We start from the raw sequence: 16,387 nt of genomic DNA, 5'->3' as shown, positions 1-16,387 counted from the left end.
GATCCGTATGAACGTCCTCGTAACCGGTTCCTACGGCAGGTGTGGGACCGCGATTATTGATCACCTTGACGACAACCCCGACTACGAATTTACCTACCTGAACCGGTCGGATCGCCCCTCAGATCACCGCTACGGCGGCTTCGACACGCACGTTGCCGATATCACAGATTACGACGCGATCCGGCCTGCGTTCGAGGATCAGGATGCCGTCGTCCACCTCGCGGCGTACCCCTACACGGACGGCGCGTGGGAGGACGTGTTTGAGCCGAACATCATCGGGATGTACAATGCGATCGAAGCCGCCCGGGACGCGGGGGTGGACGCGTTCGTGTTCGCCTCGACGAACCACGTGATGGGGATGTACGAGGAGGAGCACGCTCCGGAGCTGTACGAGCCCGACTACGATCTCCGGCTCGATCCGACCGATCGGGTACGCCCCGACTCGTGTTACGGGGCGACGAAGTCGTTCGGTGAGGACCTCGGGCGGTACTACACCGAGCGGTACGAGTACCCCCGACGGTTCTACGCGCTTCGGATCTGTTCGGTCCTTCCCCACGGGATCGATCACCCGTACGGGCGGGCCGAACGCCGCGTCGAAAACGGGGAGATCGAGCGCGGTAGCGACGCCTACGACCGCTCGGTGGCGCGGACGAAAGCGACGTGGCACTCCCGCCGCGACTTCGCCCACCTGGTCGAGCGCTGTCTCGCCGACGGAAGCGTGACGTTCGACGTCTTCAACGCTGTCAGCGACAACGATCGACGCTGGTTCTCGATCCGAAACGCGCGGGGGCGACTCGGGTACGATCCGGACGACAACGGCGAAGCGTGGGACGGACCGCCGATCGAGCATGAACATGAAGGCTCCACGTGAGACACGCGAAGACACGTACCCCCGGCATACGGCGTGTACACATCATGCCTACAGACATCTCGCAGACGATGATCGCAGACTCACCGCACACATCATGACTACGAACTCACCGCACACACCATGACCGCAGACACGCACATCGCGGCCGTTGGAACGTACAGCGCAGCGACAGACGAGAGCGTCCACACCGTCGCGGTCGATCCCCATACGGGAGCGATGCGGCAGCTCGACGCGGTGGCGGCGGGGCCGGACCCGACCTTTGTGACGTTCGGTCCGTCGGGAGAGTATCTCTACGTCGCGGTTCGCGAGGAGGGCGAGGGCGTCATCCGGTCGTACGCCGTCGACCGCGACACCGGCGAGCTGACGGAGCGAGACAGCGCCCCGAGCGGGGCTGCTGCGCCCTGTTACTGCTCCGTCGACAAGACTGGACGGTGCCTGCTGGTCGCCCACTACGCCGGCGGCGCCGTCTCGATGCTCTCCCTCGACGCCGACAGCGGGGTCGGATCGCCGGTCGAAACGATCGACCACCGCGGGTCGAGCGTCGACTCGGATCGGCAGACCGCTCCCCATCCCCACTCGATCACGCTCGGTCCGGAGGACCGCTTTGCGTACGTGCCCGACCTCGGCACGGACCAGCTCCACACCTACGTGATCGAGTGCGACGAACCTTCTCTCTCTCGCGTCGAAGCCGTCGATCTCTCCCCCGGATCGGGGCCGCGACACCTCTCGTTCGCCCCGGGCGGCGAGCGGGCGTACCTGATAAACGAGCTCGACTCGACCGTGACCGTGTTGAACCGGGAGTCGGACGGGACGCTGACGGAGCGCGCGAGCGTCTCCACGCTGCCGGCGGAGTTCGAGGGCGACAACAAGACCGCCGAGATCGCCGTTCACCCGTCCGGGAAGTACGTGTACGGCTCGAACCGCGGTCTCGACTCCATCGCGACGTTCGAAGTCGACGGAGAAGAGATCGAGCAGGTCGATCAGACGGCGACCGGCGGCGAGTGGCCGCGTCACTTCGCGATCGCTCCCGACGGAGCGCTCCTGTTCGCGGAGAACCGCCACACGGATGACATCGTCGCGTTCGACGTCGATTCCCAGACAGGGGGTCTCACGCCGACGGGCGAGTCGCTGTCTGTCTCGGAGCCCGTCTGTATGCAGTGGTTGCCTGACCGATCCTGACGCTCCGAAAAGACGGACGCGCCCGGCGAGCACGGTCGAGAAACGGGCGGTATTCCTTGTGTTCGATACGTGTCGTCGACGCCGATCTTTCGCGTCAGCGGTCGGCTTGGTAGAACTCCCGTAGCACGTGGAACGCCTGCTTCTTCCGGCCGTGCTGGTCGACGACGCCCTTCCGGTTGTAGCCGCGCTGGAACTCGTTTTGTCGCATTGGCGCGCGGAAGTCGAAGAGGATCCATGGCGAGAATCCGACGATCTGGTCGTTCTCCGCGGCCGCCTCCGTCTGTCCGCGGTAGATATCTGCCTGGAACTCCTCCGTCCATCGTTCGTCCACATCGCCGTGGTGACCCCACTTGGCGCCGCCACCCGTCTCCGAAATGACGACCGGCGTGCCCTCCGGATCCTCCTGGAACGCCTGCATGTTGTCGGCATCCCCGTAGTACCAGCCGTGGTACTCGTTGATGCCGATGACGTCCAAGTGCTCCTCCAGCGGGTCACGGATCTCGAGGCCGTCGTCGGTCTCGTCGACGAAGCAGGCGGCAGTCACGAGCCGGGTGTCGTCGAGGCTCCGGACGTAGTCCGCCATCTCCGGGAGGACCTCGTTTCTGGTGTCGTCGGTGTGGTCCGTCTCGTTCGCGATGGACCACATAGCGACGGAGGGGCGATTCCAATCGCGCTGCACGAGCTCGCGGAGCTGTTGTCGGTACAGCTCTTGGATCTCCTCGTCGCCGAAGTTGATGTCCCAGTAGGCGGGAACCTCTTCCCACAAGAGGATCCCCTCCTTGTCGGCCCGCCGGGCCATCTCTTCGGTGTGCGGGTAGTGGGCCAGCCGGGCGTAGTTACAGCCGAGCTCGTTGATCCACTGGAACCGCTCCTCGATGTCCTCCGCATCGAGCGCGCGCCCCTTCCCCGCAGACTCCTCGTGTAGCGCGATGCCGCGCAGCCAGAGCGGCTCGCCGTTGAGCAGTACGTCGCCGTCGCGGACGCGCAGGTCGCGGAGTCCGACGCTGTCCTCGACTGCGTCCTCCCCGGTCTCGACGCGGACTGTGTAGAGGTGAGGGTCCTCGGTGCTCCACAGCGACACCTCATCTCTCGGAAACTGGAGTGACCCGGTGAACTCGCCGTCACCGGTCGGTTCGAGCGTCGTCTCCCGATCCAGATCGGGGAAGGCGACCGAGACGGACGGATCGGTACCGTCGGCGCCCTCGATCCACGCCGAGACGCTCACGTCCACGATCCCGTCATCGATCTCGGTCTCGACCTTGAAGTTGCGTACGTACGCGTCCGGGACCTCGACCAGATCGACGGAACGGTTGATCCCGCCGAAGTTGAACCAGTCGGTCGCCTCGTTGGGGATGCCGTCCTCGTACCGCTGGTTGTCGACTTGGACGACCAGCACGTTCTCGCCGTCCTCCAGCGCGTCGGTCGCCTCAAAGCTGAAGGGCGTGTACCCGCCCTCGTGGGATCCCAGCAACTCACCGTTCAGCCAGACTTTCGTCTTGTAGTTGACTGCGCCGAACCGGAGGTACGTCCGGTCATCACCGGCGTCGGCGTCCCAGTCAAATGTGCGGGCGTACCAGACCCATCCCTCGTAGTGCCGAAACTCCGGGATCTCTTCGCCCCAGCTGGAGGGAATCGTGACAGAGCGACCGTTGTGGATGTTGAAGTCACACGGGTCGTTCTCCTCCGACGCGCCGGGCTCGTAAATGGACTTCACCTCAAATCCGGCGGGATTGTCATCCTCGTCGTCGAAGAAGTCCTCGAAGTACCCTTCGAAATTCTCGTACTGGTCTGGGATCGCCTGCCACGTCCCGTCAAGCGATCGAGTCTCTCGGGGGTGTGCTAACAGGTACATCACCACTAACTGGGACAACGAGTGTATTAAAAATACTGGAACGATAGCTCTCGCACACCCGCTGGACCACCTTAGCGTTCTCACCGCAGACAGATGGAGAGAATCGGGGCGCTCCGACCGCTTCGGACTGGTTCAATAGTATTGAACAAATCGACCTCGTAAAAATGAAACAACGCTAAGGGCCTGCCGACCAAACAAATGGGTATGACCGACAATGACACGGACTCGTCGGGGCGCCAGATAGACGCTGTCGAGAATGCGTTCAACATCATTGAATCAATCCAGGAGCTCGAACAATGTGGCGTCACCGAACTCGCGGACCAATTAGATATCCCGAAGAGCACGGCGCACATCCACCTCCAGACCCTTCGGAACCTCGGATACGTCGTCAAAGAGGACGGGAAGTACCAGCTCGGGCTTCGATTCCTCGAGCTCGGCGGGCGGGTCCGACACAACCGTAGCATCTTCCAAGCCGCGCGGTCGGAGGTCGATGAGTTAGCACGTTCTACCGGCGAGGTTGGAACGATCGGCTACGAGGAAAACGGGCAGCGAGTGTTGGTGTACCGAACCGAGCCCTTCGAGGGCGTTTCGGACAACGCCCCTACCGGGGAGTTCACCAGAATGCATTGGACCGCTGTCGGCAAAGCGCTCCTCTCGCAGCGGACCGACGACGAAATTCGGGATATCGTCGACCGCTTCGGACTCCCTCGTGCGACGGAGAACACGATCACAGAGCTTGATGAACTCCTCAATGAAATCGATGAGATCCGCACGCAGGGATACTCCATCGAGAACGAAGAGCGGGTCCAAGGAGTCAAGTCGATCGCGATTCCGATCCGTGATGATGCGAATCAGGCCGGAAACTCTGCTATCTCCATCTCCGGTCCGAAACACCGATTCGATGACGAACGGATCGAGTCAGAACTTCTCTCGGCCCTCCGAAACGCAGCGAATGTTATCGAGCTCCAGTACAAACACTACTAATCAACACCGCTTGTTGAGAAGTTCTGGGTATCAAAACGGTTGCCGTCCCGATTGAACATTACAGGTGTAGGGATGTAATCTCAATAATTATTCTAAATCGATTGTGTTCAATCGGTACAAAAACCGATCTTAGGGGGTAAGGGCTGACGTACAGTGTTGTATCGGAGTTTGCCGGTAGTATTACGCTCTTCAATCGTTCAATTCTATTGAATAGAAATGGAGACGCCTCGACGACCCGATCCAGTTACCGATCGACGTGTTCAGGCCGAAATCCCTTGTAGAGCAAATTTTATCTATTAGAGCCAATGTATTGCTGACACATGGTACAATTATCGCTGATCCTACCGCCGGAGCCGGACGACCGGTGGCATCTCGCTCGGCAGATGGGTGTCACCAGCGCAGTCGTCCATCCGCTCGAAATTGGCGACAACAAGACGAACTGGACGTACGACGAACTCAAGGGAATGACCAACTGGTTCGAGGAAGTCGGTCTCGACCTCTCGGTCATTGAGGGGTCTGTCCCGCTCACGGACCGCATCCGCTTGGGTCTGGACGGTCGCGACGAGGACATCGCGGAGTTCAAGCAGTTCCTCCGCGACTGCGGCGCGGTCGGGATCCCTGTCGTGTGTTATGACTGGATGGCCGGCGTCAGATGGGCCCGGACGGAGGCCCACGTCGAGACACGGGGTGGGGCGTACACGACCGGATACACGGACGAACGGATGTCCGGGGGACCACCGATCGACGAAGACGTGAACCGCGACCAGCTCTGGGAGGCGCTCGAATACTTCCTGACTGAAGTCATCCCTGTCGCCGAGGAGGCCGGTGTGAAACTCGGTCTTCACCCGGCGGATCCACCGATCGACTCGGTCCGCGGGATCCCTCGGCTCGCAAATAGCGTTGAGTCCTACGATCGGATCCTCGACATCGTCGACAGCGAGCACAACGGCGTGACGTTCTGTCAGGGGAATTTCGCCGCCATGGGGGTAGACGTTCCCGAGACGATCCGACACTTCGGCGACCGGATCAACTTCGCGCACTTCCGCGATGTGGAGGGTGAAGCCGACGACTTCGTCGAGACGTGGCACGACGACGGCCCGACCGACATGCTCGCGGCGATGCAGGCGTTCGAGGACGTGGGGTTCGATGGACCGATGCGTCCGGATCACGTCCCGACGATGGTGGGCGAGGACAACTCTAACCCTGGCTACCACACAAAGGGTCGGCTCTTCGCCATCGGCTATATGCGCGGCCTCTTGGAGCAGACGACCGCGAACCGCCAGGGTGACGCCGATCACGAAGCAGCATTCAACCCCGAGACCGTAGCCGATTGATCGCGAGCGTCGCTAGACTGTTCTCAGCTTTACCCCGGTCTTCGAACCGCTCGAAATGGTCGAGAAGGACGAAAAGATACATAGCAACGTGCTCCAAAGGGTAAGACGAGTTAGTCAATGAACGTTCCCAACGACTTCGACGTCGACGACAAGGTGTGCGTTATCACCGGCGGTTCCGGTGTGCTCGGCTCAGAGATGGCGCGTGCGCTCGGCGAGAACGGTGCGACTATCGTGATCCTCGCACGAGGCGAGGAGAAGCTGCGCGAGACCGGCGAGGAGCTCGCGGCGGCGGGGATCGAACACCACACGGTGTCGGCGTCGGTCCTCGACCGTACAGAGCTCGAGGCGGCCGCCGAGACCGTGATCGCCGAGTACGGCCGGATCGACGTGCTGATCAACGCTGCCGGGGGTAACAGCGCCGAGGCAACCACCGGACCCGATACCTCGTTCTTCGATCTCCCGGTGGAGGGCTTCCAGCAGGTGCTGAACGTCAACTTTACCGGTACCGTGCTCGCCTCGCAAGTCTTCGGCGAGTACATGGTCGAGGAGGGGACGGGCTGTATCCTGAACGTCTCCTCGATGAACGCCTACACGCCGCTGACGAAGATTCCCGCCTACTCCGGCGCGAAAGCCGCGGTGTCGAACTTCACCGAGTGGCTCGCGGTCCACATGGCGCACAACTACTCGACGGACATCCGCGTGAACGCCATCGCGCCCGGGTTCTTTCTCACCGAGCAGAACCGCTACCTGCTCATCGACGAGGAGACGGGAGAGTACACGGACCGTGGACAGACGATCATCGATCATACGCCCCAGGACCGGTTCGGGCGTCCGGAGGATCTTTCGACGACCGTCCTATGGCTTGTCTCGCCGGGCGCGGAGTTCGTTCACGGCGCGTCGATCCCCATTGATGGCGGATTCTCCGCGTTCAGCGGCGTATAGCAGATATTTCTACATCTCGATCGTAGTTGAAACTGACAGTCAGTGGCTCAAAAGTCCCAGAGTGCTGCCGGCCGCTCGTACGCCACCTGCCGAACGCGGTCCTCGGCAACCTCCATCGGCATCTGTCCGCGTTCGACCATCTCGCCTATTGTGTTTGCCAGCGATCGGCGGAACATTTCGAAGCGGGACCCGAACGACATGAGCTTCCGCGAATCGCTCACCATACCGCCGTAGTTCGCGAGCAGGTCGACGGTCCCGACGTACTCCAGCTGTGACCGCATCCCGTGCGGACTGTCGTTGAACCACCATGCTGCGCCGACGCTAACATTGGGGAACGCTCGGGCGATGGTTGCGACGGTGGGATAGTGAGTCGGATCGACGACGTAGAGAACGACTTCCAGGTCCTCGTCGAACCGGTTGAGGAAGTACCGGAGGCCGTCGGCGAGTGCGAGGTCTCCTGTGGAGACGTCGCCGCCCGCGTCGGCCCCGAGGTGGTCGTACAGTGAGTCGCGATAGTCGCGGACCGGCCCGATGTGTAGCTGCGTCACCCAGTCGGTCTCACGGTTCATCTCGCCGATCCGTTCGAGGACGAACGCCTCGAAGTCGGCGACATCGTCGTCAGTCACCGCCTCGCCGGCGTACGCACGCTCGTACACGTCGGCGGCACGGTGCCTGTCGACCGGCTTCGACCGTATCTCGCTCAGTCCGTGGTCGCTCGCGCCGCAGCCGTTGGCCTCGAAGTACTCGTGGCTCGTCCGGAGCGCGGCGAGGAATCCATCGAGGTCGGACACGTCCGTATCGGTGGCGTCGCCGAGCTCCGCGACGTATTCGTGCCAGCCCGCAGCGTCGATCCCAAGCGCGGCGTCCGGCCGCCACGTCGGACGCACGGTGACCTCGTCGAGCTCCTCGGCGAGTGTCCGGTGGTGCTTCAGGTCGGAGGTCGGATCGTCCGTACTGGAGACGACCTCGACGTTCATCTCTCGGAGGAGGCGTCGCTGGCGCATCGCCGGGTCGTCGAGCGCCGTCTTCGTCTCCGCCCAGATCTCGTCGGCGGTGTCCGCCGAGATCGGCTTCTCGATCCCGAAGCGACGCTTCAGATCGAGGTGGACCCACTCGTAGGTGGGGTTGCCGGCGAACTCCGGGAATACTGAGGCGAGCGCGTCCCACTTCTCACGGTTCGTCGCGTCGCCCGTGACCTTCCGTTCCGACACGCCCCGTTTCCGCATCAGTTCCCAGACGTAGTGATCGGTCTCCCCCTCGACCTCCCAGATGTCGTTCCAGCCCTCGTTCCGCGCCAGCGCTGCCACGTCGACGTGGCTGTGCGGATCGAGGACGGGCAGATCGCTGATCTCGTCGTACAGCTGACGGGCGGACGGCGATTCGAGCAGATAATTTGCGTCGAGGAACCCCATACACGGTGATCCGTCTGTGAGGCTAATAAACCGTTGTGGTCGGCGGCATCGGCACAGCAGGGAGAAAGAACCCAATATACAAAAATTATAAATAACATAAACTGTGAATGAGTTACTGTAGCATGCAAGAGCTAATCGGAGTCAATAGACGACGGTTTATCAGAACGGCCGGAGCCACCGGTGTTGGTGCGTCGATCGCCGGGTGTCTCGGCGGAGAAAACGGCTCGGACGGGTCGGACGGCTCAGATGGATCGGATGGCGAGACGACGCTCCAGATCACGCTGCTCAGTCAGATGACCGAGCAGGCGATAAACGGGTTTGAGCCCGCACTCAAGGAGGCGGGGCTCTCCGAGGACATCACGTTCGAGATCAACACCGCGACGCCGGGACAGCTGGAACAGCAGTACCGGCAGTGGCTCAACGCCGGGCGCGGCGATCCCGACATTCTCCTCATGGACGTGGGATGGTCGATCCCCTTCATCCGCCGCGGACAGCTGCTCAACCTCAACGATCATTTCTCCGGCGACGAGATTGACACGCTCGAGTCCGAGTTCAAGGGGCCGAGTGTGGACTCCAGCCGCGGACGGGACGGTGACCTGTTCGGCGTCCCGTTCATCATGGACGTCCGCGGCGTGATGTACCGGAAGGACCACGCGGAGGCTGCAGGGTACGATCCCGAGGCCGAGAGCTGGGGAAGCGAACCGATGTCGTGGGGAGAGTTCTCGCAGATTGTCTCTGATGTCAAACAACAGCAAGACCTCGAGTACGGGATGACGATGCCGTTCGAGCTCTCGCAGACGATCACCTGCTGTGCGTTCAACGGGATGATGTCTCAGTGGGGCGGTACATACTTCGGCGGCCGTGACAACCTGTTCGGCCCCATTGGTGATCGGCCGGTCACGGTGGATGAAGAGCCAGTGTTGAACGCGCTCCGAATGCTGCGGACGTTCATGCACGGCCACGACGACGAACACTCCCTCGACGAATCGGAGTTCGCGGGTGATATTGTGCCCAGCGAAGCACTCGGGTGGCGGTACACCACCGACATGGAGTCGTTCATCGCCGGAGACGCTTTCGCGTACACCGTCGGACAGCTCGGGCTGCTCCAGCAGATCGCCGGCTCAGTCGACGGAGACGTGAACGACGTCATCGGGATGATTCCGTACCCGTACGGGATCGAGCCCTCGGAGTCCGAGTACGCGGGGCTGGGCGGTAGCGTCTCGCCGCTCGCGGGGTACAACCTCTCGGTCAACCCGAACTCCGACAAGATCGACGCCGCCCTCGACGTACTCCGGGTCGTCCTCACGGACGAGTTCCATCGGAGCTACTTCGAAGTGTCCGGGAGCCTCCCGCCGAAGCCGTCCGTCTTCGAGTCCGAGGCGCTCACGGAACACGAAATGTTCGGCCAGTACCTCGACACGTTCCGGATCGCCGCGGAGAACCCGGTCCCGCGCCCCGTGACACCGATCTACTTCCAGCAGGCCGACATCATCGCTCAGGAGGTACACAACGTCGTCTCGCAGGGGAAGCCACCGGAGGAGGGAATGGTCGACCTCAAGGAGCAGTTGGAGCAGATCGAGGAGAACAATGCCTGACAGGGGTGCGAACGTCTCCACACGCGCTACTGTTGTTCCGGACCCGATCGCCGCCGCCGCCGCTCGCGTCACCGACTGGGTCGAGGACCTCTCGGAGACCCAGTTCGCGTACCTCGTGTTGGCTCCGGTGCTCGTGGTGTTCGCTCTCGTCGCGCTGTGGCCGGTGCTGTACTCGATCCAGACGTCGTTCTTCGCGGACAGCTTCAGCCAGTTCCGTGGCGAGTTCGTCGGTCTGACCAACTACGTCGAGCTGGTCACCGGCCAGCGGGACGCGCTGCTGTTGAGACCGTTTTTCGACTTGAGCAACCCGTTCCAGAGCATCATCCCCACGACGCTCATCTATACGGCCGTCAGCGTCGTGCTGGTCACGGCACTCGGCTTCGTACAGGCGCTGATTCTGGATAAGACGTTTCGGGGACGCTCTGTCGTCCGGACCGCGGTGTTACTCCCGTGGGCCGTCCCGGTCGTCATTCAGGGGATGATCTTCTACCTGCTTTTCATCCCCGAGTCTGGTCTCGGGACGCAGGCGTTCAACGGGCTCGGGCTCATCGGAACGCGCCCGCTCAACGACAGCGGAGCGACGCTCGGGATCGTCACACTGGCGGCTGTCTGGAAGCGCTCGGCGTTCGTCGCGCTGATCGTACTTGCGGGGCTCCAGAGCATCGACGAGCGGCTCTACGACGTCGCGAAGGTGGCCGGTGCCTCCCGATGGGAGCGTTTCCGGCTCATCACGCTCCCGCAGGTGATGCCCGTTCTGCTCATTGCGATGCTGCTGACGTCGATCGGCTCGATGCGCGTGTACGGCCAGATCGACGCGATCTCGAACTGTAGCACGATGCCCTCGATCACCTGTGCCGTGGTCGGGACGTTCAACGGGAGTCTCTACGGAACCGCCTCAGCGCTCGCGATCATCACCGCGCTCCTGATCGGACTGGTGTCGATGGTGTACCTGATCAAGTACAACGACTCCACCGCGGGGGGGATCTGAGATGGCGACTGACAACCCGACGGGAGCCATGGCCGCTGACGACGCCGAAACCGGATCGGACGGGTTCTTCTCATCGCTGGCGGGTTCGGACAAGCTACACCGGACGACGTTTTACCTCTCGACGGTGGCGGTACTGCTAATCGCGCTGTTTCCGTTCTACTACCTCTTCATCATCGCGTTCACGCCTGCGGGGAGCACTACGGAGGCAGGTCTACTGCCGGCGGGGTTCGACGCCTCTTCGTTCGTCGAGATGTTCCAGGTGCTACCGTTTCACCGGTTTGTGCTTAACAGTCTCGTCATCGCGATCGGCGTGACAGCATTCGTGCTGGTGTTCGCGAGCCTCGCAGGGTATGTGTTCGGTCGGATGGAATTTAAAGGGAAACGACCCCTGTTCCTGCTGCTCATCGCGGTCTCGTATTTCCCGGGCGCGACGTTCCTTGTCGGGCTGTTCAAGCTGCTCACCGGAAACGTCACCGTCCTCGGCGTCACCAGCCCGAACCTTTTCAACACGCCGGCCGCGGTCGGACTGCCGTTGACTGCGCTCGCACTCCCGTTCGCGATCCTCATCCTCACTACGTTCTTTGGACAGATCCCGGACGGGCTCGAGGACGCGGCACGCGTGACGGGATCTACTAGGATCGGCGCGCTCTATCACGTTATCATGCCGCTGTCGGCACCGGGACTCGTCACCGCCGGCATCCTCACGTTCATCACGGCGTACAACGAGTTCTTCTTCTCCCAGCTGATGACAACCGGAGCCGCACAGGACTGGTCGCCCATCGTCTGGGGGCTGACGAACTATCAAGCCGAGTTCTCGATCCGATACGACCTGATGGCCGCCGCGAGCATCGTCGGGGTCCTTCCGGTCGCCGTCCTCGTCCTGCTCGCCCAACGCAAGATCGTCAGCGGCCTCTCGTCAGGGTCGCTGAAAGGATAGCACCTACCAGACTACTACCCTACAACACGAAAATGACACACCTCAAACTCGACAACGTAACGAAGGAGTACAGCGACGTCGTCGCGGTCGACGGCATGAATCTCGACATCGAAGACGGTGAGTTCATCTCGCTCATCGGCCCCTCAGGCTGTGGGAAATCGACGACACTGGAAACGATTTCCGGGTTAACGAAGCCCACGGGCGGTCACATCGAAATAGCCGGCAACGATGTCACCGACGCGGCGCCGAAAGACCGGGACATCGCGATGGTGTTCCAGAACATCGCGCTGTTCCCGCACATGACCGTCGAGGAAAACCTCACGTTCGGACTGCGACTGAAGAACTACGAGCAGGAGGCGATCGACGATCGCGTCTCGCAGGCGGCAGATATTCTCCAGATCGAGGGAATGCTCGATCGCATGCCCGACGAGCTCTCGGGCGGTCAGCGTCAGCGAGTCGCGATCGGACGCGCAATCGTGATGGATCCGGAAGTCTTCCTGATGGACGAGCCGCTGGCAAACCTCGACGCGAAGCTTCGCGTCCACATGCGAACGGAGCTTCAGCGCCTCCAGCAGGAATTAGACGTGACGACTGTGTACGTTACTCACGACCAAGCCGAGGCGATGACGATGTCTGATCGCATCGCGATCATCAATCATGGCGAGCTTCAGCAGTTTGCGCCGCCGCTGGAGTGTTACAACGAGCCCGCCAATCTGTTCGTTGCTGGCTTCGTCGGCTCACCGAGCATGCGCTTCGTTCAGGGGGAGGTCAACGACGGAATCCTCACTGATTCCAAATTCGGTATTACCCTGGATACTTCGTCGTCGGTCAAGATCGAGGATAATCGCCAGATTTCGCTTGGAATCCGTCCCGAAGACGTGTACCTCGCAAACAACGAGACTGTTGGGAACGCTACTGAACCGATCGCACTCGAGGTTGATGTGGTCCAGCCGTTGGGTGACAAACTGATGGTCTATCTTCGTGCGCCGGATTCGGATCTCACATTCGAATCCGACCTCGACGAAACGGACCAGACGACTTCGAAGACGGATCAGCTGCTGATGGCGGTCGATCCCAGTGCGGATATCGAAGCCGGTCAGCAGATCGATATCGTGCTCGATCGTTCGCAGATCCACCTCTTCGATTCGGCAAGCGGAGATGCGCTCGTTCACAGTCTTGAACAGAAGGCCGAATCCGTCCCGAGCTAGCGAATCGAATCGGTCTCTGATCGCAATTGCTATTTTCAAATATTACTCTCTACAAATATCTATATACTAATAAGTATTAAATAATTACCAACTATTATATGTATAGGGTGAGAGGGCACTGTCTAGTTTAGCACCTCTTCAGCTGGCGTTCGATCGTTGAGTGATTGATGCGGTCGTTGATGGTTATAATAGTGTACGAACTGTTCAAGCCATTCGCGGACGCTTGCCCGACTGCCCACCCACGAGTGATGGAAACGGTCAATTCGCATCTTAAGCGTATGAAACCACTTTTCGATCAGGTTTCGGTCAGTGTAGTCAACCTGACCGTTCAAGTCTAATCGTGAGAGGGCAGTCCGATAGCCGAACTGATCAACAAGAAATGTGGCGTCGGAGAGATCGTGTTTCTCACGGAGACCAGCGAGGAACGCAGCCGCCGGATCAGTGCCATGTCGTCCAAACAATTGGACATCGAGAATCAGCTTTGTCTCGATGTCTATTGCGCCATAGAGCCAAGACAGCTCTCCGTTGATTTTGATAGCAGTTTCGTCAACAGCGACCCTTGACGGCTTCGCCGTCGGCGGGTCGCCACTGCTATCAGCAACTCGATGTACCCACTGAAAGATCGCCTGATGAGAGCGTTCAACGCCGAAGAGACGAAGGATCTCTTGTGTTTCTCTGAGAGAACAACCGGTCGCGTGGAGCCGGACGGCGAACGCCCTGACGGGCGTCGCCGTCCGCTCACGCTCCCAACATTCGAGATTCGCCGTCTCAAGCGTCTCAGTGAGCAGTTCTTGGTTGAGAATGAACACCAAAACCAACGAACTGCTCACTTCTCAAACTGGCTTAACTTGACAGTGCCACCTATTCAAATACATATTAATATTTATATATCCAATAAAGTAGCAAATTCTATACTATTTTCTAGAAGAGACGCTAACATATTTTACAGGTCTCTCACGAGATTCCAAGTATAATCGACTATTCTACGAATATAATCGTTTATAATTGTTTTGTATTTGTAAATAATGAGTAAAAGACAAAGTATAATTAATAATATCTTTAGACTGTAGGGTGTTCGATCGGTCGGACGAGTCTGCCCTCACGCGAGTGGCGTCAGGATACTGAACGAATCAATCGTCAGAATCGCTCGCTCTCGGCAGGAGGACACATTAAAACGACATTCTAAATCTATTGGACAACCCACCGCTCGCCGAACACGATGCGACGAAACTGTCCGGTAGTGGTCCGATGGCAGGCCTGTCAAACCCATTCGCTTACATTTGTTCGAGTCTGATACAAACTCATATATGAATTAAATCATATAGTTATATTTGATAGTATGTCGGAGCTACAGGCTACTCAATCATCGCCGGCCACCGAGCCCGCTTCGAGATGCCGATCGCCGATCCGTCTATGGATAATATTACAAGTGTAGGTATGTAATGGGCTTGGAGGTCGGCCACCGTCGTGTCGTCGGGGCGGACCGCGCTCGATGACACGGGCGATCGAGGGCTGATCGACGCCCGATCGAGGCTCGATTAGAATGTAACCGAACGACTGTTCGGGAGGACTGCTACGAATACGTCGCGCGGATACCGATGATTTGGGCCGACTGTCTGACCATCTCTGGGACCTCCTCGTGGTACCACGTCCCGTTCATCCTGGTGGTCGGCCCCGAGACACTGATCGCGCCGAGCACGCGACCGTCATCGGCCGACAGGATCGGCGCGCCGACCGCCCGCATGCCGACTGTCCGCTCCTCGTCGTTGAACGCGTAGCCGCGCTCGGCCACCTCGTCGAGTTCGGTCCGAAGCGCCTCGGGGTCCGTGAGCGTGTCCGGCGTCTGCCCGTGGAACGTTATCCGGTCGAGCACTGCGTCGAGCCGGTCGTCGGAAAGGTGCGCGAGGTACGCCTTCCCGACCGAGGTCGCGTGGAGGTCGACGACGGTCCCGATGTGTGAGTCCGTCCGCACGGCTTGGTCCGCCAGCGACTGGTAGACGTAGATGCCGGTGCCGTCCTCCTCGACCATCACCTGTGCGCGTTCGCCGACCGCCTCAACCAAGCTGTCCGTCTCGGGCTTAGCGACGTGGTACAAGTCGTGGTGCTGTCGCGCGCGGTCGCCAAGCCCTAGGAACTGTAGCCCGAGCCGGTACTCGTCGCCGTCCTGTACGACGTATCCCAGACTTCGGAGCGTCTGGAGGTGGTTGTACACCGTGCTCTTTGACACCGACAGCGACTCCGCCAGCTCCGAGACGCCGCACCCTTCCTGCTCACCGAGTTGTTCGAGAATAGCGAACGATTGTTTTGTTGCTCCGACCGCCGCCGCGTTTGGTGTGCCGTCGCGTGTCATACCCGGCAAAACGCGGGGGTCAATAATGTATCTGTCGTGTGTGTTCGGTCCAACAAAACGTCTGTTCAGTATTACGGTCGGAGCGCGGCGACCGTCGACCGCACCGATCGCTCGCTAACTGCGTCGAGGGCGTCGAGCGCTTCGTCGACGCGGGCGTCGTCAGGGTTGATGTCGATCCCGTGCGCCAATAGCGCGCGGTTCCGCGCACGGTACTCCTCGGCGGGCATGGGATCGCGGTAGTCCCCACGGGGGTAGTCGCGCGCACCGGTCAGAGTCGTCCCGTCGTCCAGTTCGACGACGACGCTCGCGCCCCACGACTCTGGGAACGCCGCCTCGTACGCGTCGTTCTCACAGAGGTTGACCCGCGCCGCCACGGCCCGGACCGTCTCGTCGGCCAGCGCCTCAGCCGTAAAGTCACCGAGACCGACGCTCCCGTGGCAGAGGTACGTCGCTAGCACGTACGGCGCGGAGAACTTCCCGGCTGTCATCGTCTCAGGTTTGGCGTGATTCATGTCGGTCGCGTTGCCGAACGTCTGGACGGTGATCGCCTCGACTGCGTTCGGGTCGATCGCCTTCCCCTCCGCTGTCCGGCCATCGATCGCCTCGCGGAGCGCGTCGAGCGGCGGATGGGTGTATCGACACGTAGGGTACGGCTTGACGTAGTGTTCCGCGATCGCCCACTCCGTGCCAAGAGTCTCGAACTGACTGGCGAACCCGTCCGGCAGCAGCTCCTCG

The 16,387-nt window shown here is 60.7% G+C and carries 13 protein-coding genes and 1 pseudogene; 9 read left to right on the top strand and 5 right to left on the bottom strand.

Translation table 11 applies throughout. The features are described 5' to 3' along the window. Positions 1 to 7 precede the first annotated feature (7 nt). Positions 8 to 871, top strand: a complete 864-nt coding sequence (locus BN903_RS05595; RefSeq protein WP_048076801.1) for an NAD(P)-dependent oxidoreductase — start codon at positions 8 to 10, stop codon at positions 869 to 871. A gap of 120 nt (positions 872 to 991) precedes the next feature. Continuing rightward, the gene (locus tag BN903_RS05590) at positions 992 to 2,050 is read left to right on the top strand and encodes a lactonase family protein (RefSeq protein WP_048076800.1); all 1,059 of its coding nucleotides are present in this window, start codon (positions 992 to 994) and stop codon (positions 2,048 to 2,050) included. A 94-nt stretch (positions 2,051 to 2,144) separates the two neighbouring features. Here BN903_RS05590 and BN903_RS05585 read toward each other — a convergent pair whose 3' ends face one another. Continuing rightward, a complete protein-coding gene (locus BN903_RS05585; RefSeq protein ID WP_048076799.1) occupies positions 2,145 to 3,902 on the bottom strand; it encodes a glycoside hydrolase family 2 protein in 1,758 nt (585 codons plus the stop codon). 204 nt (positions 3,903 to 4,106) lie between these two features. Here BN903_RS05585 and BN903_RS05580 point away from each other — a divergent pair, with 204 nt between their 5' ends. The 3 genes from BN903_RS05580 to BN903_RS05570 all read left to right on the top strand — a co-directional run bounded on the left by BN903_RS05580 (position 4,107) and on the right by BN903_RS05570 (position 7,162). Continuing rightward, on the top strand, positions 4,107 to 4,886 hold the full coding sequence (locus BN903_RS05580; RefSeq protein ID WP_048076935.1) for an IclR family transcriptional regulator: 780 nt from the start codon (positions 4,107 to 4,109) through the stop codon (positions 4,884 to 4,886). A 383-nt stretch (positions 4,887 to 5,269) separates the two neighbouring features. Next, positions 5,270 to 6,220 (top strand): mannonate dehydratase, encoded by a 951-nt coding sequence (locus tag BN903_RS05575; protein ID WP_048076934.1) that lies wholly within the window; start codon positions 5,270 to 5,272, stop codon positions 6,218 to 6,220. 117 nt (positions 6,221 to 6,337) lie between these two features. Next, complete coding sequence (locus tag BN903_RS05570; protein WP_048076798.1) at positions 6,338 to 7,162, top strand: SDR family oxidoreductase; 825 nt, start codon at positions 6,338 to 6,340, stop codon at positions 7,160 to 7,162. Positions 7,163 to 7,209: 47 nt separating this feature from the next. Here BN903_RS05570 and uxaC read toward each other — a convergent pair whose 3' ends face one another. Continuing rightward, on the bottom strand, positions 7,210 to 8,574 hold the full coding sequence (gene uxaC, locus BN903_RS05565) for a glucuronate isomerase (RefSeq protein WP_048076797.1): 1,365 nt from the start codon (positions 8,572 to 8,574) through the stop codon (positions 7,210 to 7,212). Between the two features lie 107 nt (positions 8,575 to 8,681). Between uxaC and BN903_RS05560 the strand changes: the two genes are divergently transcribed. The 4 genes from BN903_RS05560 to BN903_RS05545 are packed head-to-tail and all read left to right on the top strand — an operon-like array spanning position 8,682 to position 13,302. Continuing rightward, positions 8,682 to 10,169 (top strand): substrate-binding domain-containing protein, encoded by a 1,488-nt coding sequence (locus tag BN903_RS05560; protein ID WP_048076796.1) that lies wholly within the window; start codon positions 8,682 to 8,684, stop codon positions 10,167 to 10,169. Continuing rightward, positions 10,162 to 11,157, top strand: coding sequence for a carbohydrate ABC transporter permease (locus BN903_RS05555; protein WP_079890586.1), 996 nt, complete (start codon positions 10,162 to 10,164; stop codon positions 11,155 to 11,157). The genes BN903_RS05560 and BN903_RS05555 overlap by 8 nt, the downstream gene beginning before the upstream one ends. A 1-nt stretch (position 11,158) precedes the next feature. Then, entirely contained in the window at positions 11,159 to 12,094 is a 936-nt protein-coding gene (locus BN903_RS05550) for a carbohydrate ABC transporter permease (protein ID WP_052334918.1), read from the top strand. Positions 12,095 to 12,126: 32 nt separating this feature from the next. Further along, positions 12,127 to 13,302 carry an ABC transporter ATP-binding protein gene (locus tag BN903_RS05545; protein WP_048076795.1) on the top strand — a complete coding sequence of 392 codons (1,176 nt, stop codon included), beginning with the start codon at positions 12,127 to 12,129 and terminating at the stop codon, positions 13,300 to 13,302. Positions 13,303 to 13,424: 122 nt separating this feature from the next. On the opposite strand, the gene BN903_RS05540 is transcribed toward BN903_RS05545, so the two are convergent. The 3 genes and pseudogenes from BN903_RS05540 to BN903_RS05530 all read right to left on the bottom strand — a co-directional run. Further along, a complete protein-coding gene (locus BN903_RS05540; protein ID WP_048076931.1) occupies positions 13,425 to 14,105 on the bottom strand; it encodes an IS6 family transposase in 681 nt (226 codons plus the stop codon). Between the two features lie 770 nt (positions 14,106 to 14,875). Continuing rightward, a complete protein-coding gene (locus BN903_RS05535; protein WP_048076794.1) occupies positions 14,876 to 15,652 on the bottom strand; it encodes an IclR family transcriptional regulator in 777 nt (258 codons plus the stop codon). A gap of 71 nt (positions 15,653 to 15,723) precedes the next feature. Beyond that, positions 15,724 to 16,387 (bottom strand): annotated as a pseudogene (locus tag BN903_RS05530) (MmgE/PrpD family protein); the annotation flags it as partial.

The sequence above is a fragment of the Halorubrum sp. AJ67 genome, from assembly GCF_000513435.1.
This window is presented reverse-complemented; position numbering and strand designations above follow the sequence as displayed.